At 69.8% G+C, this 18,131-nt stretch carries 20 protein-coding genes; 14 read left to right on the top strand and 6 right to left on the bottom strand.

What is annotated here, in order from left to right; all coding sequences use genetic code 11:
* Positions 1-484 precede the first annotated feature (484 nt).
* Positions 485-1,447, top strand: coding sequence for a BTAD domain-containing putative transcriptional regulator (locus tag SSMG_RS42310; RefSeq protein WP_050788155.1), 963 nt, complete (start codon positions 485-487; stop codon positions 1,445-1,447).
* A gap of 150 nt (positions 1,448-1,597) precedes the next feature.
* On the opposite strand, the gene SSMG_RS11935 is transcribed toward SSMG_RS42310, so the two are convergent.
* Both SSMG_RS11935 and SSMG_RS11940 read right to left on the bottom strand, forming a co-directional pair.
* Positions 1,598-3,082 (bottom strand): hypothetical protein, encoded by a 1,485-nt coding sequence (locus tag SSMG_RS11935; protein WP_037713422.1) that lies wholly within the window; start codon positions 3,080-3,082, stop codon positions 1,598-1,600.
* A gap of 537 nt (positions 3,083-3,619) precedes the next feature.
* On the bottom strand, positions 3,620-4,129 hold the full coding sequence (locus tag SSMG_RS11940) for a hypothetical protein (RefSeq protein ID WP_158688008.1): 510 nt from the start codon (positions 4,127-4,129) through the stop codon (positions 3,620-3,622).
* Between the two features lie 238 nt (positions 4,130-4,367).
* Between SSMG_RS11940 and SSMG_RS11945 the strand changes: the two genes are divergently transcribed.
* Both SSMG_RS11945 and SSMG_RS11950 read left to right on the top strand, forming a co-directional pair.
* Positions 4,368-5,033, top strand: coding sequence for an HAD family hydrolase (locus SSMG_RS11945; RefSeq protein WP_009076012.1), 666 nt, complete (start codon positions 4,368-4,370; stop codon positions 5,031-5,033).
* A gap of 237 nt (positions 5,034-5,270) precedes the next feature.
* Complete coding sequence (locus SSMG_RS11950) at positions 5,271-6,392, top strand: S1 family peptidase (protein ID WP_009076014.1); 1,122 nt, start codon at positions 5,271-5,273, stop codon at positions 6,390-6,392.
* 48 nt (positions 6,393-6,440) lie between these two features.
* Here the strand turns inward: SSMG_RS11950 and SSMG_RS11955 are convergent, their stop codons facing one another.
* A complete protein-coding gene (locus tag SSMG_RS11955; protein ID WP_009076016.1) occupies positions 6,441-7,289 on the bottom strand; it encodes a formate/nitrite transporter family protein in 849 nt (282 codons plus the stop codon).
* A gap of 160 nt (positions 7,290-7,449) precedes the next feature.
* Positions 7,450-8,046: a copper resistance CopC family protein gene (locus tag SSMG_RS11960; RefSeq protein WP_009076018.1), complete on the bottom strand. Its 597-nt coding sequence runs from the start codon at positions 8,044-8,046 to the stop codon at positions 7,450-7,452.
* Positions 8,047-8,301: 255 nt separating this feature from the next.
* Between SSMG_RS11960 and SSMG_RS11965 the strand changes: the two genes are divergently transcribed.
* The 5 genes from SSMG_RS11965 to SSMG_RS11985 are packed head-to-tail and all read left to right on the top strand — an operon-like array spanning position 8,302 to position 12,064.
* On the top strand, positions 8,302-8,919 hold the full coding sequence (locus tag SSMG_RS11965) for a hypothetical protein (protein WP_199785880.1): 618 nt from the start codon (positions 8,302-8,304) through the stop codon (positions 8,917-8,919).
* 4 nt (positions 8,920-8,923) lie between these two features.
* A complete protein-coding gene (locus SSMG_RS11970; protein WP_009076022.1) occupies positions 8,924-9,838 on the top strand; it encodes a copper resistance D family protein in 915 nt (304 codons plus the stop codon).
* A gap of 25 nt (positions 9,839-9,863) precedes the next feature.
* Positions 9,864-10,868 carry a plastocyanin/azurin family copper-binding protein gene (locus tag SSMG_RS11975; RefSeq protein WP_009076025.1) on the top strand — a complete coding sequence of 335 codons (1,005 nt, stop codon included), beginning with the start codon at positions 9,864-9,866 and terminating at the stop codon, positions 10,866-10,868.
* 60 nt (positions 10,869-10,928) lie between these two features.
* Positions 10,929-11,432 (top strand): hypothetical protein, encoded by a 504-nt coding sequence (locus SSMG_RS46810; RefSeq protein WP_009076026.1) that lies wholly within the window; start codon positions 10,929-10,931, stop codon positions 11,430-11,432.
* Positions 11,429-12,064 (top strand): cupredoxin family copper-binding protein, encoded by a 636-nt coding sequence (locus SSMG_RS11985; RefSeq protein WP_009076027.1) that lies wholly within the window; start codon positions 11,429-11,431, stop codon positions 12,062-12,064. The genes SSMG_RS46810 and SSMG_RS11985 overlap by 4 nt, the downstream gene beginning before the upstream one ends.
* An 8-nt stretch (positions 12,065-12,072) precedes the next feature.
* On the opposite strand, the gene SSMG_RS11990 is transcribed toward SSMG_RS11985, so the two are convergent.
* Entirely contained in the window at positions 12,073-12,513 is a 441-nt protein-coding gene (locus SSMG_RS11990; protein WP_009076028.1) for a VOC family protein, read from the bottom strand.
* A gap of 74 nt (positions 12,514-12,587) precedes the next feature.
* Between SSMG_RS11990 and SSMG_RS11995 the strand changes: the two genes are divergently transcribed.
* Entirely contained in the window at positions 12,588-13,106 is a 519-nt protein-coding gene (locus tag SSMG_RS11995; RefSeq protein ID WP_009076030.1) for a MarR family winged helix-turn-helix transcriptional regulator, read from the top strand.
* A gap of 180 nt (positions 13,107-13,286) precedes the next feature.
* Here SSMG_RS11995 and SSMG_RS12000 read toward each other — a convergent pair whose 3' ends face one another.
* Complete coding sequence (locus SSMG_RS12000; RefSeq protein WP_009076032.1) at positions 13,287-14,771, bottom strand: aldehyde dehydrogenase family protein; 1,485 nt, start codon at positions 14,769-14,771, stop codon at positions 13,287-13,289.
* A gap of 291 nt (positions 14,772-15,062) precedes the next feature.
* Between SSMG_RS12000 and SSMG_RS12005 the strand changes: the two genes are divergently transcribed.
* Genes SSMG_RS12005 through SSMG_RS12025 form a run of 5 tightly spaced genes read left to right on the top strand, consistent with a single transcriptional unit; the run spans position 15,063 to position 18,115 of the window.
* Positions 15,063-15,581: a cupin domain-containing protein gene (locus SSMG_RS12005; protein WP_009076033.1), complete on the top strand. Its 519-nt coding sequence runs from the start codon at positions 15,063-15,065 to the stop codon at positions 15,579-15,581.
* 11 nt (positions 15,582-15,592) lie between these two features.
* The gene (locus SSMG_RS12010; RefSeq protein ID WP_009076035.1) at positions 15,593-16,531 is read left to right on the top strand and encodes a PDR/VanB family oxidoreductase; all 939 of its coding nucleotides are present in this window, start codon (positions 15,593-15,595) and stop codon (positions 16,529-16,531) included.
* Positions 16,532-16,557: 26 nt separating this feature from the next.
* Positions 16,558-16,812, top strand: a complete 255-nt coding sequence (locus SSMG_RS12015) for a hypothetical protein (protein WP_037713424.1) — start codon at positions 16,558-16,560, stop codon at positions 16,810-16,812.
* 23 nt (positions 16,813-16,835) lie between these two features.
* Positions 16,836-17,057 carry a recombinase-like helix-turn-helix domain-containing protein gene (locus SSMG_RS12020; RefSeq protein ID WP_009076039.1) on the top strand — a complete coding sequence of 74 codons (222 nt, stop codon included), beginning with the start codon at positions 16,836-16,838 and terminating at the stop codon, positions 17,055-17,057.
* The gene (locus tag SSMG_RS12025) at positions 17,057-18,115 is read left to right on the top strand and encodes a Rieske 2Fe-2S domain-containing protein (RefSeq protein ID WP_037713426.1); all 1,059 of its coding nucleotides are present in this window, start codon (positions 17,057-17,059) and stop codon (positions 18,113-18,115) included. Before SSMG_RS12020 ends, SSMG_RS12025 begins: the two co-directional genes overlap by 1 nt.
* Positions 18,116-18,131: the final 16 nt, after the last annotated feature.

Genomic DNA, 18,131 nt, shown 5'->3' on the forward strand with positions numbered 1-18,131 from the left:
GGCGGTACGCTGCTCCATTTGGGGGCTAATCGCACGAATGGAGCAATTTTGTTTCCGAGGGTAACGGAGCGCGATTTCCAACGACTGGATGTGGGCAGGCCGAGTACTCTCCCGACGAAGGGCGCGTATGAGCATCCGGAATACCCTGGACTTCGCCGAAGCGGCGGAATCGGCGCCCGGTGTCCGCTGCGGCGGCGGATTCCGGTGGTATGAACGCGGCGGATGCCGGATAGCGGGTGCGGGTTCGGCAGGGTGCCGGGAAAGCCGGGAGGCGGCCGCCGAGGCCCGGGAATGGTCCGCGCCACCTGCGGCCGCTTCGGCGAAAGAGGTGTGCGGTCGGTTTTCCGATCACTCGTTGTCGGCAAGTCCTGGCGTGGGAAAGTAAAAGACCAACAAGGCAAAGGCGTTCCAGGTGAGATCAATGCGACTAAGCTTGCCTAGCACCGCCTCGACGGCTGGTCCGAAAGCAGCAGCCGGTGCGGACGTGCTGCGCGAAGACGCCGAGACGCACGGAGGGACCGGCCGCGGTCCGCAAGGCGGCCGCCTCGGTTGGGACGCGGTGCCCGTCTCCATGCCCGGCCTCGCTGCCAGCGGCTTTCTGGCCGCGGTGCCTGAGCACGGCTTCGGGCCGGATGCCGAGTGCGGAGCGATCGGGCGGCACTCGGCGACCGAAGTGCCGCGCAAGGTGGCGATCTACGCGCTGGGCACTTTCCGGGTCACCCGAAACGGCGTCGCCGTGCCGAGGACGGCGTGGCAGTCCCGCAAGGCGCGAGACCTGTTGAAGGTCCTCGTTTCGCGCAGCCGGCCCGTGCCCCGGGACCAGCTGATGGAGGTCCTGTGGCCCGGCGTCGATCCCGGCAAGTCCAGCAACCGGCTGTCGGTGCTGCTCAGCACCGTGCGCCAGGTTCTGCAGCCGGTCAAGGACGACCCGCAGCCGTTGCGCACCGACGGCACCACGGTCTGGCTGGACGCGAACCTGGTGAGCATCGACGTCGCGGAATTTCGCACGACCGCCGTCTCCGCGGTGGAAGCGCATCGCGCGGGCAGGTCCGAAGCCATCGCGCTCCTGTACCGGGGCGCCGCCTTGTACACGGGGGACTTTCTCGAGGACGATCCGTACGCGGACTGGGCACAACACACGGTCGAAGAACTGCGCGCCTTGCACCAGGCGGTACTGCGCGCCCTGATCCACCGCTGCCAGACCAACGGCGACGTGGACGAGGTCGTCCGCCACACCCTGCGACTCCTCGAGGACGACCCCTACGACGAGCAGGCGCACGTGAATCTGATCCAGGTCCTGCTCACGGCGCGCCGGGTCGGAGAAGCCCGCCGCCGCCACGAGATCTACCGGCGTGCCATGGACGAGATCGGCGTCGAACCCCGCGCGATGCCCGCACTCCGGCCGCAGGCCGCTGCGCTGCCGAATTGGCCGCCTAAGGCGTTGTGATTTTTTTGCGGTCGAGATTCTGTTCGTGTCTGGGCGGTGGCGGTAATCTACCCGGCGCGTTTGTTCGAGCGGGGAACTGCGGTAATCCTCCGCGGCGGCGGGTCCACCGGCCCGATCCGGCCGCGCCGCGCCGCCGGATCGGACCGGGTGTCAGGGATTCAGCGCCGCGAAGGCGAACGGGACGGCCTCTTCCCGCTCCTGGCCCGGGATCGCCCCTTGCGGAGCCCGCAGGTTCGGCGGGCTGTACGGCACGATCGGGCACACGTAGCCCAGGATCTGAATGCCGGGGATGGTGAGCGACTGGCCGTCGAAATCGTGGGAGATCTTGGTTTCCTCGGTGGAGTGCGCGTGTTTGCCGGAAACGGTGAACGGGCCCCAGCCGACGTTGAGGTCCTGCGAATCGGCCTCGCGGATGATCGACTTGTCGTCTTCGCTCCAGTCCGCCTTGATGGTCACGTTGCGGACGGCGATGAAGTTCTTGGTCAGCAGCGGCCAATGCTCGTCCTTCGTGGCCCCGCCGGGCCCGCCGGAGATCCCGCCGGGCGGGTACTCGTTGTTCGACCAGGAGGGAAGGCCCAGGACGAGGAATTGCATCCACGTCCGGTAAAGGCTGACCGACATGAACTCGAAGCTGATCTCCATGCTCGAGGTCTTGGTGCTGGAGGTCTTCCGGTCGTGCTCCGCGCTGGCGCCGCCGTTCGCGCCGCTGAACCATGCCCAGATGCCCTGCTCGACGCCGGCCTGAGCCGACCAGTCGTCCGCCTCGGACTGGTCGACCTGGTCGAAGTGCTTCCGGTCGTAGGTCACCTTCGCCCATCCGGTGGGGTCGGTGGTGCTCAACCACGTTCCGGGCAGCGCGTAGACCAGCCGGTAGAGCTTCTCCGCCGCTGCGCCGTCGAGTGCGTAGCCCGCGTTGCGGTAGCGTCGCTGGGCATCGGCGAACGTGACGGTGACAGCGTCGTTGACCGTGGTGCTCATCCTGGCGATCGCGTCGATGACCTCTTGTGCGCCGTCGGCCATCATCTGGTCGTAAGCCCGCTGCACCTGCTGGTAGAGCGCCGCGCCTTCGACCGGCCAGTTGTCGAGGTTTCCGGACTTTTTCGCCGCCAGGTAGGCGTGGTTGTAGGAGACCTTGGCCTGGTCGTAGGCGGTGCTGTTTTGCAGGTAGGTCGAGTAGGCCGCGCTGGGGACGGTCTTCTTCGTGACCTTGCCGCTGAACGGGTCGGTGATGTCCACCTCCTGGTGAAGGAAGCTGTAAGCCTTCTGGTACGCCTCCTTCTGCTTGGGGTCCGGCTCGGGCGCGTGGACTTGGACCCCTTCGACCACTGAACCGTAGACGTCGTCGAGTTGGCGTCCGTTCGGGGCGAACCGGTGGGACCGGCGGGGGATGTCGTTGAAGAACAACGCCATCCGCTTGGCGTTCTCGGTGCTGCCTTTCGGGTCGCCCGGCGTCCAGGCGTTGGCGAAGTCCGACGCCAGGACCGCCTGTCCCGGCATGCACATCGTCAGCATGGTTTCTTTCTCGTCGAACGGCGGTGCGACGGCGCTGTTGTCGCCTTGGCCGGTGAGCCCGGCGAACAGACCGGAGTAGATCGCGTAGACGACGCGCTTGAGATCATCGGATTCGGAAGTCATGCCATGTCCCATCGACGATGCGGGTCGCGGCCGAATGCCGCGCACTCCAGCGTGACCGCACGCCGAAGCCGGAAACAACCGCCGGGCAAGGGTTTCACCCGCTGCCTCCACCGGACGAGCGTCGCCGACAAGGCGTCCCCGCACCGCGGGTAACCGCACCGGCCACGGCGAACCGTTGCCCCACCTGCGGTCCCCGTCTCGCGGCCGCAAACCGCCGAGCCGCCGATCACTGACACGGCGGGCACCCGAACGAGCAAGCTGCCGACGGTGAACCCCTTCGGGGCATGGAGTTCGACTAGGGGTGAGCACCGTCGGCGCGTGCTTGCCGCTGGGGAGAAACCCTTCCCTCACAAGGAGTTGAGCGGCCTACTATCCGATGACCTGCCACCTGGATGTTGGCATTGCGCCAGTGAGGCTGGCCCGGAGGTTCTTAGTCTACAATGGACGGTTGGAACGCGAAGGTGGTGCTGATCGATCCGGCCGACCGCGGGCGACGAGCAGAGCGGTGTCCGGTTGGCCCTTCGCGATGAGGTCGGTTCAGTGCAAGCACGGGTTGAGGCCGTCCGTCGTCTGGATCCCCGGATCGGCGGGATCTTGGATCTCGAAGGCGGTGGATTGCCCCACGACGTCCCAAGACCTGCCGTTCCAATTCGAGAATTCCGCGACGGTGCCGGAGGTCTGGTTGTTGATGAACGACCTGATCCGGTCGCTCCAGCCGGACAATCCGATGTTGACGAACCCGCAGCGGTAGAAATTCCATTGGATGCCCTGGGTTCCCGGCTGGTCGTAAATGCAGAGGTTTTCCCACGGGCACGGTCCGCCGTTCGGGGCGAAGGTCGCGATCACGCCGTTCGCGAGCTGGACCGTGTTGACGCCGGTTATGTGTGCTCCTGGATTCGCCGCGACGAGTCCGTCGACCGCCGCTCGCGTGGCCCGGGCGGTATCTCCGGAGCGTTCGGCGGCATTCGCCGTTCCTGGGGGCAGCGCGAGCGGGAGCAGCGCAACTGCTGCCGCTGACGTCAGAGTCTTGCGGATAGCGTGTTTCATGAAGATCATCTCCACGTAATCAGTTCCGGGGAACCCGGCCGTGCGGATCGATAACCGACCCCGAAAAGCGGGGCTGCCGCGAGGGTCGCACTTGTCGTGGGGACCGTTCCCCGCTCGGCCCCCAGCAACGGGTCGCTCGACGAAGGGCCTGCGGCACCGCGGTGCTCGGGCTGTGGGTAGACGATGCGTCCACCGGCGAGAGCGGTTAGCTGTCCGCGACAGTGGGTAACCAGCAGGTGTGCCAGATTCCCCCATCGCCGTCCTTGACATCGACGGGACGCTCATCGATTCCAACTACCACCACGCTCTCGCCTGGTACCGGGCCCTGCGGTCGGTGGGCGAGGTGTTTCCGGTGTGGCGGCTGCACCGGCTGATCGGGATGGGCGGGGACCAGCTCGTCGCCGCGGTCGGCGGGGAGGAGCTGGAGCGCCGGGTGGGCGAGAGGGCCCGCGAGCGGCAGGGCAAGGAGGTCGACGCGCTGCTCGAGGAGATGGCGCCGTTGCCGGGCGCCCGCGATCTGCTCGTGGCGATCAAGGAGCGCGGCCACCGGCTCGTGCTGGCCAGTTCGGCTCAGCAGCGCCACGCGGAGGTCTTCCTGGACAAGCTCGACGCCCGCGACCTCGCCGACGACTGGACCACCAGCGCCGACGTCGACGCGTCCAAACCGGCTCCGGACCTGCTGCATGCGGCGCTCAAGAAGCTGGGTGCCCCGCCTGACGCGCCGGCGGTGATGGTCGGGGACTCGGTGTGGGACGTCGAGGCGGCGAAACGAGCCGGAATGCCCGCGATCGTCGTCCGTTCCGGCGGCTTCGGAGACGACGAACTCCGGGAGGCGGGTGCGGTCGCCCTGTACGACACTCCGGGGGATCTCGCGAAGGCGCTGGACGACACTCCGCTCGCCTGAGCCGGGCTTTGCCTGGGGCACGGAAGATCGGATCGAACCAGTTCACGTCAAGGTGCCTGATCCGACACCGCCCATTTGAGCGGCGGCGACGCGGCTGTTGCCCGGAAGTCCGTTCCGGCGTGAACGAACGGAGCAGTCGCGGCGACAGGTTTCGGACAAAACGCGGGCCGCGGCTGGACCGGCTTCGCGCACTCGGCCGACAGTGGGTTTCTTTCCCCCGGCCTTCGAGGAGTTCCGATGCGTCGAAGAATCACCCTCAGCCTCACCGGTGCGGCCGTTCTCGCGGCGAGTCTTGCCGCCGTCGTCCCGCCCGCCGCTCAGGCGTCGCCCGGCCTGGTCGCGGCTATGCAACGGGATCTGGGCCTCAGTGCCGGACAGGCGCGGACCCGGCTCGGGCAGGAACTGACCGCGTCGCGGCAACTGCCCGCCGCTCAGCAGGCGGCTGGCGCGGCGTTCGGCGGGGCCTGGTTCGACCCGGCTCTCGGCAAGCTGGTCGTCGGCGTGACCGATCCGGCCGTGGCGGACGCGGTTCACCGTACCGGCGCGGAAACCGTTCCAGCGCAGGTAACGGCCGCGGCGCTCGACGCGGCGAAGACCTCCCTCGACAGAGCCGCCAAGGCGAAGCAAACCCCGGCTGAGGTCAGCGGCTGGCACGCGGACCCCCGCACCGGCAGCGTGGTCGTCACCCTTCAGCCTGGCGCACACGGCCCGGACGTCGACGACTTCCTCGCCCGAGCCCGCGAAGCAGGCCCGGTGACCGTGTCGACGGGTGCCCGGCCGCGGACGCTCTCGGCCGGTACCGTCGGCGGAGATCCGTACTACATCAACGGAAACACGCGCTGCTCGATCGGATTCTCGGTGCACGGCGGGTTTGTCAGCGCCGGGCACTGCGGCAGCAAGGGCAGCTCCGTCGTCGGCTGGGACAACTCCGCGATGGGCACGTTCGCCGGATCTTCGTTCCCCGGCAACGACTATTCCTACATCACCATCGGCAACGGGTGGTGGACCGCGCCGGTCGTGCTCGGCTGGGGCACGGTCAGCGACGTGATCGTCCGCGGTTCGGCGGTCGCGCCGGTCGGCTCGTCGATCTGCCGCTCCGGCTCGACCTCGCATTGGCACTGCGGCACCGTGCTCGGCCTGAACGAGACGATCAATTACGCCCAAGGCGCGGTTTACCAGGCGACGCACACCAACGCGTGCGCGGAACCCGGCGACTCGGGCGGCTCCTTCATCACCGGCGACCAAGCCCAAGGCGTCACGTCGGGCGGGTTCGGCAACTGCGGCTCCGGCGGCGAGACCTGGTTCCAGCCGGTGAACGAAATCCTGCAGACCTACGGTCTGTCGCTCGTCACCGGCTGACCCGTCCGGACTGCGGTGCCGGCCTCGGCACCGCAGTCCGCGTCCAGGTCAGCTGCCGGTGGTCGCGAGTTCCTCCGCCGCCGGGACCGGGGGAGCGGTCGCGCGGGAACGGCTGCCCAGCAAGGCGTACGCGGCACCCACGAGAAGCCCGCCGCCCACCAGGTTTCCCAGGCCTACGAACAGCAGGTTGCGGCCGAACGCGCCGATCGTCGCGCCGGGCACTCCGTCCATCAGGCCGAGGGAGAAGGTCGTCATGTTGGCGACCACGTGCTCGAATCCGGAGCTGACGAACGCGAGCAGGCACCAGAAGATCAGCGCCAGCTTCGCGCCGTCCGACTTCGTGCGCGCGGCCATCCACACGGCGAGGCAGACCAGGAAGTTGCACAGCACTCCGCGGAAGAACAGCGCACTCGCGGATTCCGCCGTTTTCGCCTTGACCAGGCTCGCGAGCAGAGCCGCGCCGGGGCCGGGGTGGCCGCCGGCGGCGCCGATGGACAGCACTCCTCCTTCGTGCACCAGCCAGGCGAACACGATCGAGCCGAGCAGGTTGCCCGCGAACGACACCACGATCACCGCCGCGGCCGTGCCGGCTCCGCGGCGCCGGACGAGGGCGCCCTGCACCATGGTCATCATGTTTCCGGTGGACAGTTCCGCGCCGGCGAACACCACGGCGGTCAGCGCGATCCCGAACACCAGTCCTTGCACGGTTTTCGTCCACGGCGAACTCGCCGCGTTGAGGGGTCCGGTCGCGGACAGCAGCAGCACGACCGCCACGCCGATGAACGCACCGGCGAGCATCGAGCTCACCAGGTAGCGGCCGGGACGGCGCAGTTCCGCGATCTTGCCGTCGGCGACGTCTGCCTGCAGGTCGAGGGCTTCGGGTACGGGAATCGGCATGGGGCGAGCCTTTCCGGGCGAGAGGGGGGCAGGTACCGGGGCATTCGATCGCGCGGACTCTGCGTCCCGGTAGCGCGGTGATCAGCATCCGGTGTCCGAGTGCGCACAGCCCGCGCCGCCGGTGGTGAATTGCCTCATCCGGCGCACAACGGGCATTCGGTCATTCTCGTGACGGACCGCGCGAAATGCGGGCCGCGACGATTCCGCCCGCGATCAGCAGCACCGCGGCGGCGGCCACCCAGACCCACGGAGGCACGTCGCTCTCGCTGGCGGTCGAGGCCGCGGCGGTGGACGGCGCGGGAGCAGCGGGGGACGGCGACGCGGGTGCCGCTGCGACGCCGGGGCCGGGCTGGGTCAGCGTGAAGGAGTAGGAGCCGGACACCGGATGCCCGTCGGCGGAGACGATCCGATAGTCCACAGTGTACTTTCCGGCCGGGCCGAGCGGTTTCGCCGGCGCGGTGAGAACGGCTCCGGAAACCGTCGGCGCGCCGGATTCCCAATGCGTCTTTCCGTCCGGACCGAGCAGCGCCAATTCGGTGAATCCGCTGTCCAGCGGCTCGTTGAAGGTGAGCACTATTTTCGCCGGCCCGGTCGCGATCGCGGAATCCTTCGCCGGAGTGCTCGATTCCAGAAAGCTGTGCGCCTCGGCCGCGGTATGCGGCAAAAGGACAGCGGCCAGCGCCAGAAGAATTGCGGCAAGAAGGCGGATGCCGAGTCCGTTTCGGCGGGACGGGGAAGTGCTGGAGAGCGATCGCATGAACCCTGCTTCCGGAAGGGAATGTATCGGAACGGGATGGTCTCGGCACCTCGTTGTCGGCAGTGCGTCGGACGCGCAACGGCTGCGTTAAATAGTTCTCACCGCCGGACGCGGGGGCGAGTTCACCGATTGCCCGAAGTTGTTCGGAGATCAATTTTACTTTCCCGTCATGGTCGCGTCGGCTGGCGAAACGCGCGGTCTGGTGTGGTGCTCACTCGTCGAGTTCGATCCGCGCGTCGGGAGGAAATGATTGTGGTGGCTTCAGCCGGGCGTGGACTGCGCCGGGATCACGTGGTCGCGGCGAGTCTGGCGGGCGCGGTGGTGATCGTCGTCGGGTACGCGTCGGGAATCGGATTGAAAACGACCACGGCGGGCGCCCCGGCGTCTTCCGCGCCGGCTCCGGCTCAGGCCGCGCCCGCGCCGCAACAACCTTTGCCCAACGGAGAACTGCCCCCGGCGGGTGCGGTGCAGCCGATGCCGCCCGTGCCGGACGGCGGACCCCCGCCCGCTGAACCGCCGCCCGCCACCCAGATGCCGATGCCGGACGCTCCGACGGGACAACCGCCAGTGCCGACCGGGGAAATCCCGCAGCCGTCCGGCGATCCGGCGCCTCCCGGCTCGACCGGACCGACCGGACCGACCGGACCGACCGAGACGCCGCCGAGTCCGCCGCCGCCCGGGGCTCCGACGTGCCAGCCCGGCGCGGTGCAACCGGTGCTGGACACGGTGAGCGGACTGCCGCTCGTCGGCGGTCTCGCGTCCGGGGCCGGGCTGACCGGTCCGGGCGGGATTCTCGCCACCCTTCTCGGTTCCTGTCCGGCGCCCGCGAGTCCGGCGCCCGCGGCGATCCCGGCTCCGGCGAGCGGGGGCTGAACCGGTGGATCTCGGCTCCGCGAAATTCTGGTACGTCGCCGCGCGCTGCGCGGATTACGCCGGGCTCGCCCTGTTCGTCGGCGGCATGGTCTTCCTCGCGCTGCTGTGGCCCGCGGGAGCGGACTCCCGCCAGGCCCGCGGCGTGCTCGGGACCGGCTGGCTTCTCGGCTTCGCCGGGACGGTGGCCGGTCTCGGGCTGCAGGGCGCGTGGGTGGCGCAGCGGTCGCCGGCCGACCTGTTCGACCCGGACCTGCTCGGCCAGGTGCTCGACAGCCAGTTCGGCCGGATCTGGTTCGCCAAGGCGCTGCTGTGGATGCTCGGCGGGGTGGTGCTCGCCGACGTGCTGCAGCGCGGCGAACGGGCCGCGCGGTCGGCGGGATGGCGGGTCGGCGCGGGCGTGGTCGCCGCGGGGCTGCTGCGCACGACCGGCTTGACCGGGCATTCCGCGGAGAGCGCGCGTCCGCTGCTGAGCCAGCTGGCGGATTTCGGGCACCTGGCGGGCGGGTGCGCGTGGGTCGGCGGGCTCGCGATGCTGCTGTTCGGGGTGCTGTCCCGGCGCGATCCCGGCGAACTCGCCAGTGTCGTACCGCGCTATTCGAAACTCGCCTTGGTCTCGGTCCTGGTCGTGCTCGGCGCGGGCGTCGTGCTCGCGGCCGGGACGCTGGGCGACCCGGGGCGGCTGTTCACCTCCGGCTACGGCCGGATCCTGCTGACGAAACTCGCGGCGCTCGCGGTGGTCCTGCTCTTCGCCCAGGCGAGCAAGAGCTGGGTCGCGCGGCGGCTCGACTTCGCGGTGGTGCTGCGCGGCGACGCCGGCGCGCTCCGTCCCTTCGTTTATTCCGTCGCCGCGGAAGCCACGCTCGTCGTCGTGGTGCTGTTCGCGGCGAGCCTCCTCGTCACCGCCAGTCCCGGCCGGTGAACACCCCTGGAAAGGAATCTCCTTGATGGACAACCCGGAACCCACCTCCGCCGAAACGCGGCCGGACGCCCCGCCCGCGGCGGGCAGCCGGCGCCGCTGGCCGATCGCGGTCGCGGTCGGCGCGCTGGCGCTGGCCTTGGTCAGCCTCACCACGCTGCGCACGGGGCAGCAGACGGCTCCGGTCGCCGCTCCGAGCACGGCCCAGGTCGATCTCGCCGCGCTCGCGAAACAGAGCCCGCTCGCTGTCCCGTTGTACCAAGGTCTCTCGCAGCAGCAAGGCGGTGCCGCGGCGCCGGCCGCCGCGCAGGCCTCGGCGGGCTCGGCCAAATCGGTCGAGATGAGCGGGTACAAGTTCTCTCCCGCCAGCCTGACGATCACCGCGGGCGACACGGTGACGTGGACCAACCACGACACCGCGCCGCACAACGTCGTCGTCACCGACGGCCCGGAGAAGTTCACGTCGCCGACCCTGCAGACCGGCGGCACCTTCTCCCACACCTTCACCAAGGCGGGCACCTATTCCTACTACTGTTCGATCCACCCCGACATGAAGGCGACCGTGACCGTGCAGGGCGCGGCCCCGCCGTCTTCGCCGACCGCGCCGCCGTCGTCGTCCTCGACCCCGACCGCGCCCTCCAGCCCGACGCACACGATGCCGATGCCCACCGACGCTCCGCCGGGAACCTGCGTGCCCAAGGCGGTGTTGCAGCCGATCCTGGACCACATCAAGGCCGCGCACCTGGAGGAGTCGCCGGGACAGCAGGCAGCTGATCTGCTGAATCTCGACCAGTACATCAAAACGCACACCGTGTGGCTGGAAAGCGTGCTGAAGCCGGCGTTCGACGGTTCGGCCGACAAGGTCGTCACCGACACGCTCGCGCCGATCATCGCGCACATCAAGTCCGCACATCTCGAGGAGTCCCCGGGACAGCAGGTGACTGATCTGCTGAACCTGGACCAGTACATCAAGACGCACACCGTCTGGCTGGAGAACGTCCTGACGCCGCTGCTGAACCAGGCGTCCTGCTGACCGCCGGCCCGGGGCGGGCGCCGTGCCCGCCCCGGACCGCCCTCGACCCCGGAGGCTTTCGTGCCCACTGACACCCGGTTCCTGCCCGCAGCGGGCAGCCTCGACGCGGAACCCGGAGTCCACCGGCTCCGGCCTGATCGCCGCGTGCTGGAGCTGACGCTGCGGCTGCTCGGAATTCCCTTGCTGCGCGGACGGTTGACCGTGCGCAGCGCCGAATTCAGCCACGATTCCCTCACCGCCGAAATCGACGGCAGCTCATTCCGGTCGCGCGTCCCGTTGCTGTCCGCGATGGTCACTCGGGAACTGGGCGAGGTGCGGTTCACCGGAGAGGAAATCGCCGAACAGCCGTCGACGGAGTTCGCCGGGCGGCTGGACTTCGGCGATTCGACCCGCGATCTCGTTCTCGGCGGCGAACTTCGCGAGGCAGGGGACGGGTGCGTCATCCTTTGGCTGCGCGGTACTTTGCCGCCGCCTCGCCGTCCTCTTCGGACAGCCGGACGGATCGCGCGGCTCCTCGCCCGACGGCCGGTCCACGTCGAGTTCGCCGGGGAGTTCGTGCGGTGAAACGATTTTTCGCCCTCTTGGCCGTCGCTGTCCTGGGCACGCTCGCCGCACCCTTGCCAGCCCCAGCCGAGGCCGCCAACCAGACGGTGATGATGCAGGACTACGCCTACTCGCCCGCGTCGCTGACCGTGCGCGTCGGCGACACCGTCACCTGGGTCCAGCACGACACCGCGCCGCACGACGTGGTCACCACGAGCGCGCCCGTCGCGTTCCGCAGCCCGCAGCTGTCGCAAGGGCAGAGCTGGAATTACACGTTCCAGACCCCGGGAACCTATTCCTATTACTGTTCCGTGCATCCGGACATGCGGGCGCAGGTCATCGTCCAACCTGCGCCCGCCGCGCCGCCGTCACCGCCGGTGACGCGGTCGTCCGCTGCCGCCCCTGCTTCCCGGCCCGCGGCCGCTCCGAGCCGTACTGCCGCGGTGGCGCCGCCGGTGGCCGCCGCACCGCCGGCACCGTCCACAGTGGCCAGTTCGGTCGCGCCGAGCGAGTCCGCGGCCGCGCCTGCCTCGGCGCAGCCGGTCGCGCAGGCGGCGGCGACCACCAGCCTCGACCCGAAACTGCTGGTCGCCGGTCTGGTGACGGCGGTCGCCATCGGGTGCCTGTTGCTGCTGACCTCCCGGAAAGCTTGACGTCCGGGTCAGCTCAATTCTTGAGCGAGCCCCACGACGATATTCTCCGGCCCCCGGACATAACACAGCAGAAAGATGTTCTCGAACTGCACCACTTCGTCGACCAATTCGGCTCCGCGTGCCTTCAGCCGGGCGAGCGTGTCCTCGAGGTCGTCGACCGCGAACATCATCCGGCGGATGCCGAGCGTGTTCGCCGGAGCCTTCCACGGCTCCGGCGCGACCGCCTTCGGCTCGTGGAATTTCGCCAGTTCGACCCGGCCGGGACCGTCGGGGACGCGCAGCATGGCGACGTCCTGCCGGACGTCCCGCAGCCCGACCACCCGTTCCGCGCCGCGCCAGTCGAGGGGGCCCTTGTTTTCCAGTTCCAGCCCCAGTTCGACGAAGAAGTCGATGACCGCGTCGAGATCCTCGACGACGATGAGGACGTTGTCCATCCGCTTGACCGTCATGCGGTCACCGTAGTCCCCTCCGGGAAATCTTAGTGGTGCTATTCTTAGCGGAAAGCTATTCACGGGGGTGCCGGATGCCGAAGCGTACCGAGCCGGACGAGGTCGACGAGATGCTCGCGCAGTGGCGCGCCGAGGTGCCGGAGGTCGACACGTCGCCGCTCGCGGTGTTCGGGCGCTTGCATCGTTCGTTCGACCGGTATCAGCGGCAGCTGACGCGCGTGTTCGCCCGGCACGGGATCACGGTGGCGGACTTCGGGATCCTCGCCGCGCTCCGGCGGGGCGGCGCGCCGTACCGGCGCACGGCGGGCGACCTCGCCGACACCAACCTGCTCACCACCGGCGGTATCACCCAGCGGGTCGACAAGCTGGTGCAGGCCGGCCTCGTCCGCCGCGAACGCGACGAGGACGACCGGCGGGTCGTGTTCATCGGCCTCACCGAAGAGGGGCTCGCGGCGACGGACAAGGTCATGCACGAGCACTTTCCCAACGAAAACCGCATGCTGGCCGGGCTGACCGCGGCGGAACGCGCGCAGCTGGCGAAATTGCTGGCGCGGTTGGAGCGGTCTTTGGACGAGGCCGAGTTCGGCGACTGAACACCCGCGTCGGCTCAGCGTCAATCGCGGGAGCCGAGGAACAGAGCCCGGCCGAGCGCCGCTGCTCGGACTGAACCGGCAACGGCGCTCGGCCGTCGGGCGCGGCGAAGGCCACTGGCCCGTCGACCGGGCATTGCCTCGCGCTGAAAACCCGAAGCTACGCGTCCTTCTCCGGGCTGCTCACGCCCGTGCCCACGGGATCGGCTCCTCCGCCAGGCTCAGATACAGGCTCTTCTGCCGCTGATAGCTCCGGATCGCGGTGCGGCCCTTGTCCGTGCCGAGGCCGCTTTCCTTGGTGCCGCTGAACGGCGTCGAGATGCTGAACTGCTTGTACGTGTTGATCCACACCGTCCCGGCCTCGACGCGGCGCGCCAGGCGGAGCGCGCGGCGGTAGTCGGCGGTCCAGATGCCGCACGCCAGGCCGTAGACGGTCGAGTTGGCCTGGGCGACCAGGTCTTCCTCGTCGTCGTACGGCAGGAGGACGCCGACCGGGCCGAAGATTTCCTCCTGGCAGGTTTTCGCGTCCGGCGGGAGACCGTCGAGCAGGGTCGGCAGGTAGTACGCGCCGCGCGCCAAGCGCTCGTCGGAAGGGATTTGCCCGCCGCAGCGCACCACTGCGCCTTCTTCGCGGGCGCGGTCGACCATCGCGGCCACCTTGTCGCGGTGCGCGAACGTCGCCAGCGGACCGACCTGGGTGGCCGGATCGGTGCCGGGGCCGAGACGCAGGGCGGAAGCGGCGGCGATCAGGCGGGAAGCCCATGCGTCGTACTGGCTGCGCGGCAGGAAAATCCGGGATCCGGCGATGCAGCTCTGCCCGGTCGACGAGAAGATTCCATACAGGATTCCGGCGACGGTCTCCTCGACGTCGGCGTCCTCGCAGACGATCGTCGGGGACTTGCCGCCCAGTTCCATGGTGACCGGGATGATCCGGTCCGCGGCGATCCGGCCGAGGACGCGTCCGGTGGCGGTGCCGCCGGTGAAGGCGAGCTTGCCGACCAGCGGGTGGCGGGAGAGCGCGTCGCCGACGACCGAGCCGGGGCCGGGCAGGACGGACAGCAGGGCGGGCGGGATCCCGGCGTCGTGGACGAGGCGGGCCAGCGCCAGCGAGACCAGGGGAGTGGCTTCGGCCGGTTTGAGCAGGACGGCGTTTCCGGCGGCCAGCGCAGGGGCGATTTTCTGGGCGTCGCTGGCGATCGGCGAGTTCCACGGCGTGATCGCGCCGACGACGCCGATCGGTTCGTGCACGCTCATCGTCAGGTGCGCGCCGCGGCTCGGCGGGAGTTCGCCTTCGAGCGTTTCGAGCGCGGCCGCGTAGTACCGGAAAGTCCCGGCCGCGCTCGCGACCAGCGCGCGGGTTTCGCCGAGCGCCTTGCCGGTGTTGCGGGTCTGCAGGAGGGCGAGTTGCTCGGCGTGGTCCTCGATCGCGTCGGCGACGCGCACGAGCAGCCGGGCGCGCTGGTGCGGCAGCAGGTCTCGCCACGCCGGGTCCGCGGCCGCCGCGGCGCCGGCCCGGGCGGCGGCGTCGACCTGGGCGGAGTCGGCGGCGTGGATCGAGGCGACCGTCGAGCCGTCGGCGGGATCCACGCACGCGGACGCGGGACCGCCGCCGCGCTGCCAGTCGCCGCCGACCGGGATTTCGTCGGGCGGGACGGGGAAGGGCTGCATGGCGAAGTCCTTTCGGCGCGGAGGACGGGGATGCGACCGAGGAAACCTTAGACCTAAGATTTCGTCAAGACCCGGCCCGGCCAAGGTCCGTGAAGGACTCCTTGAAGGAATCAGATTCCCTCAAGGAGTCCTTCACGGCGCGCGGGCCGCCGCGAAGACGCCGCGAAGAATTTTAGGCCTAAGGGGTTGTGCGGATCACAGGCCGCGGGGTACAACCCTTATCAGTAAGTCTCTTAGACCTAAGGCATTCGGCGGCGAGCCCGCCGAGGACCCCGGAGGAGTTGCCCCGCGATGACCACCACCGAAAGCAAGCACCAGCACCTCGAGGAGCTCATCGACTCGTGCATCGCCGCTCGCGAGACGCGGTACGAGGACTGGGACACCCTCGGTTTCCAGGCCGCCGCGAAGGGCGACGAGTTCCGCCGCGCGCAGATCCGCTACATCGGCTCCGGCGCGACCGGCAACCACGAGGGCGACGCCCGCCAGCTGCCCTCGGAGCACTTCACCTTCTCCAACATGCGGCTGCCGGTCGGCGCGATCGGCCCGGAGCACACCCACCACGACGTGGAAGAGGCGTTCTTCGTCCTCGAAGGCACCCTGGAGGTGACCGTGCACGACGTCGAGGACGGCACCAAGACCGCCACCCGCGTGCTCGGCTACCGCGACCTGATCCGCGTGCCCGCCGGGGTGCCGCGCAGCCTGCGCAACGCCGGCGACACCGACGCGCTGTTCTGCGTCATCATCGGCGCGCAGAAGCCGCAGCTGCCGACCTACCCGCCCACCTCGCCGATGCACGGCGTCACTCGCTGAGGACGACCGCGATGCCGACGATGCTGCGGGTGCACCGGACGACGTGGCTGGCCGACCGGGTCACGCAGGTGGAACTGCGCGACCCGGAAGGAAAGCCGCTGCCCGGCTGGGAGCCGGGAGCGCACCTTTCCCTGCACCTGCCGAACGGGCTGGTGCGCGAGTACTCCCTCTGCGGCGACCCGGCCGACCGGTACAGCTGGACGGTCGCGGTGCTGCGGGAGGAGTCCTCGCGCGGCGGCAGCGCGTGGGTGCACGAGCGGCTTACGGCGGGAAGCTTGATTCCCGTCGAGGGCCCGCGCAACACCTTCGAACTGCACGACGCTCCGGAGCACCTGCTCGTCGCCGGCGGCATCGGCGTGACCCCGATCCTCGCGATGGCCCGGAAACTCGCCGGCGGCTCCGCGCCGTGGTCCATGCTCTACTGTGGACGGTCGCGCGGCGGGATGGCCTTTCTGGACGAGCTTTCCGGCCTCGCCGGGGACCGGCTGGAAGTGCACGCCGACGACGAGCACGGCGGTCCGCCCGATCTGGCCGCGAGGCTGGCCGGGCTCGCCCCGGGCACGGTCGTGCACTGCTGCGGCCCCGAACCGCTGCTCCGCGCGGTCGAGGCGGCTCTGCCGGAGACGGCCATCCTGCGGGTCGAACGCTTCCGGGCCCCTGAGGCTCCGGCCGCCGCACCGGGAACGGGATTCGACGTTGTGTGCGCCGGTTCCGGGACCCGGGTTTCGGTGGCCGCCGACGAGTCCATTGTGGACGCTCTCGGCCGCACCGGGATCTCCGTGCCGACCTCGTGCCGCGAGGGCGTGTGCGGAACCTGTGAAACGAAGGTGCTCTCCGGCGAGCCGGACCACCGCGATTTCGTGCTCGACGACGACGAGAAGGCGACCTCCGGGACCATGATGCTCTGCGTGTCGCGGTGCCGGTCCGCCGAACTCGTGCTCGATCTGTAAGAAGAACCGATCTTGAGGAGCCGGCCATGGCCGGACACACCCACCGGCAGCTCGCCGTGCTGCGCGCCGCCGCCGCGGGGCACGTCGAGATGACGTGCAGCCGCGAACCGCACCTCTACGTCGACGGCCTGGCCTGCTGCGACCCGACGCTCGGGCATCAGCTGTCCGGGCTGCTCGCCCCCGAACCGGCCGCCCCGCGCGGACCGGGGCTCCGGGTGCCCGCGGTGCTCACCGCCGCCGGGCAGGCCGCGCTGGCCCGGCCCGCCCCGTCCGCCGCCTGACCACGAACCGAAGGGAACGCCCGATGCCGCTGCAGCTGCGGCCGGTGCAGAGCCGCACCGCCCCGCCCACGAGCTACGAGAACGCGCTGGCCGACGAGCTGGAAGCCGTCTACGGCCGGGGCGTGCACGACCTGCCCGGCGTGGTCTCCGCGCTCAACGCGGGCGGCCTGCGCCCGGCGGACGGCTCCGACTGGACCGAAGAGACGTTCGCCGCCGAACTCGCCCGGCTGGCAGGGGAGGCGTGATGGCGACCAAAACCGCCGAAGAACTGCTGGCGCTGGGCCTGCGCGACCGCTGGTACCCGCTGTGCCCGTCCAGCACGGTCAACCGCGGCGAGCTGACCCGCATCGAACGCGCTGGGGAGCAACTGCTGCTCTGGCGCGACTCCGCCGGGGTCGTGCACGTCCAGGAAGACCGCTGCCCGCACCGCGGCGCGCGGCTTTCGCTGGGAGTGCACATGGGCGACCGGGTCGCCTGCAACTACCACGGTGTGCAGGTGGACGGCGACGGTGTCGTGGTGTCGGTGCCCGGCAGCCCGGGGTGTGCGCTGGAAGGCCGTCGCGCGCTGCGGACGTTCCCCGCCGAAGAGCACGCCGGCGCGGTGTTCGCCTGGTTCGGCCTGGACGAGACCGCCGAGCCGGCGCCGCTGCGGCTGCCGGACCCGATCGCGGGCGGCGAATGGGACAACTTCCTCTGCTACGTCGAATGGGAGGCGCCCTACGGCTACTCCCTGGACAACCTGCTCGACCCGATGCACGGCGCGTTCCTGCACCGCAACAGCCACACCATGTTCGGCGGCAAGCGCGAGGCCGTCTTCCAGATCCGCGCGATCGACGACGGGTTCGTCTTCGAGAAGACCGACCAGCGCGGCGTGAACTTCGACTGGGTGCAGCTCACCGACGCCGGCGCGCAGTGGGTCACGCTCGACATCCCGTATCCGGACACCGCCGGTCCGGGCGGCGCGTTCACCATCGTCGCCGCGCTGTGCGCGATCAACGAAACCCAGCACGCGGCGTTTTTCTGGCGCTGCCGCCAGGTTTCCGGCTGGGAACGCGACAGCTGGCGCGTCCTCTACCGCAACCGGCTCGAGGCCCGGCACTGGGCGGTGCTGGAGCAGGACCGCGAGATGGCCGAGGCGATGCCGCTCGACGCGTGGGACCGGGAAAACCTGTACCAGCACGACATCGCGCTCGTCCGGATGCGCCGGCTGCTGCGTTCGGAAGCCCGCCGCCAGGCCGCCGCGCTCGCCGCACCCGCCGCCGCACCGGCTCCGGCCGAGCCCGTGCCCGCCCCGACCCGCTGAAGTCTCAGGAGGCCCC

This window comes from Streptomyces sp. AA4, from assembly GCF_000158875.1.
In the GTDB taxonomy this organism is placed as follows: domain Bacteria; phylum Actinomycetota; class Actinomycetes; order Mycobacteriales; family Pseudonocardiaceae; genus Amycolatopsis.

Excerpts from the sequence above, each read along its gene's own strand:
- SSMG_RS11935 (WP_037713422.1), bottom strand. The coding sequence starts at position 3,082 with ATGACTTCCGAATCCGATGATCTCAAGCGCGTCGTCTACGCGATCTAC.
- SSMG_RS11940 (WP_158688008.1), bottom strand. The coding sequence starts at position 4,129 with ATGAAACACGCTATCCGCAAGACTCTGACGTCAGCGGCAGCAGTTGCG.
- SSMG_RS11950 (WP_009076014.1), top strand. The coding sequence starts at position 5,271 with ATGCGTCGAAGAATCACCCTCAGCCTCACCGGTGCGGCCGTTCTCGCG.
- SSMG_RS11955 (WP_009076016.1), bottom strand. The coding sequence starts at position 7,289 with ATGCCGATTCCCGTACCCGAAGCCCTCGACCTGCAGGCAGACGTCGCC.
- SSMG_RS11960 (WP_009076018.1), bottom strand. The coding sequence starts at position 8,046 with ATGCGATCGCTCTCCAGCACTTCCCCGTCCCGCCGAAACGGACTCGGC.
- SSMG_RS11975 (WP_009076025.1), top strand. The coding sequence starts at position 9,864 with ATGGACAACCCGGAACCCACCTCCGCCGAAACGCGGCCGGACGCCCCG.
- SSMG_RS11990 (WP_009076028.1), bottom strand. The coding sequence starts at position 12,513 with ATGACGGTCAAGCGGATGGACAACGTCCTCATCGTCGTCGAGGATCTC.
- SSMG_RS11995 (WP_009076030.1), top strand. The coding sequence starts at position 12,588 with ATGCCGAAGCGTACCGAGCCGGACGAGGTCGACGAGATGCTCGCGCAG.
- SSMG_RS12000 (WP_009076032.1), bottom strand. The coding sequence starts at position 14,771 with ATGCAGCCCTTCCCCGTCCCGCCCGACGAAATCCCGGTCGGCGGCGAC.
- SSMG_RS12005 (WP_009076033.1), top strand. The coding sequence starts at position 15,063 with ATGACCACCACCGAAAGCAAGCACCAGCACCTCGAGGAGCTCATCGAC.
- SSMG_RS12010 (WP_009076035.1), top strand. The coding sequence starts at position 15,593 with ATGCCGACGATGCTGCGGGTGCACCGGACGACGTGGCTGGCCGACCGG.
- SSMG_RS12015 (WP_037713424.1), top strand. The coding sequence starts at position 16,558 with ATGGCCGGACACACCCACCGGCAGCTCGCCGTGCTGCGCGCCGCCGCC.
- SSMG_RS12020 (WP_009076039.1), top strand. The coding sequence starts at position 16,836 with ATGCCGCTGCAGCTGCGGCCGGTGCAGAGCCGCACCGCCCCGCCCACG.
- SSMG_RS12025 (WP_037713426.1), top strand. The coding sequence starts at position 17,057 with ATGGCGACCAAAACCGCCGAAGAACTGCTGGCGCTGGGCCTGCGCGAC.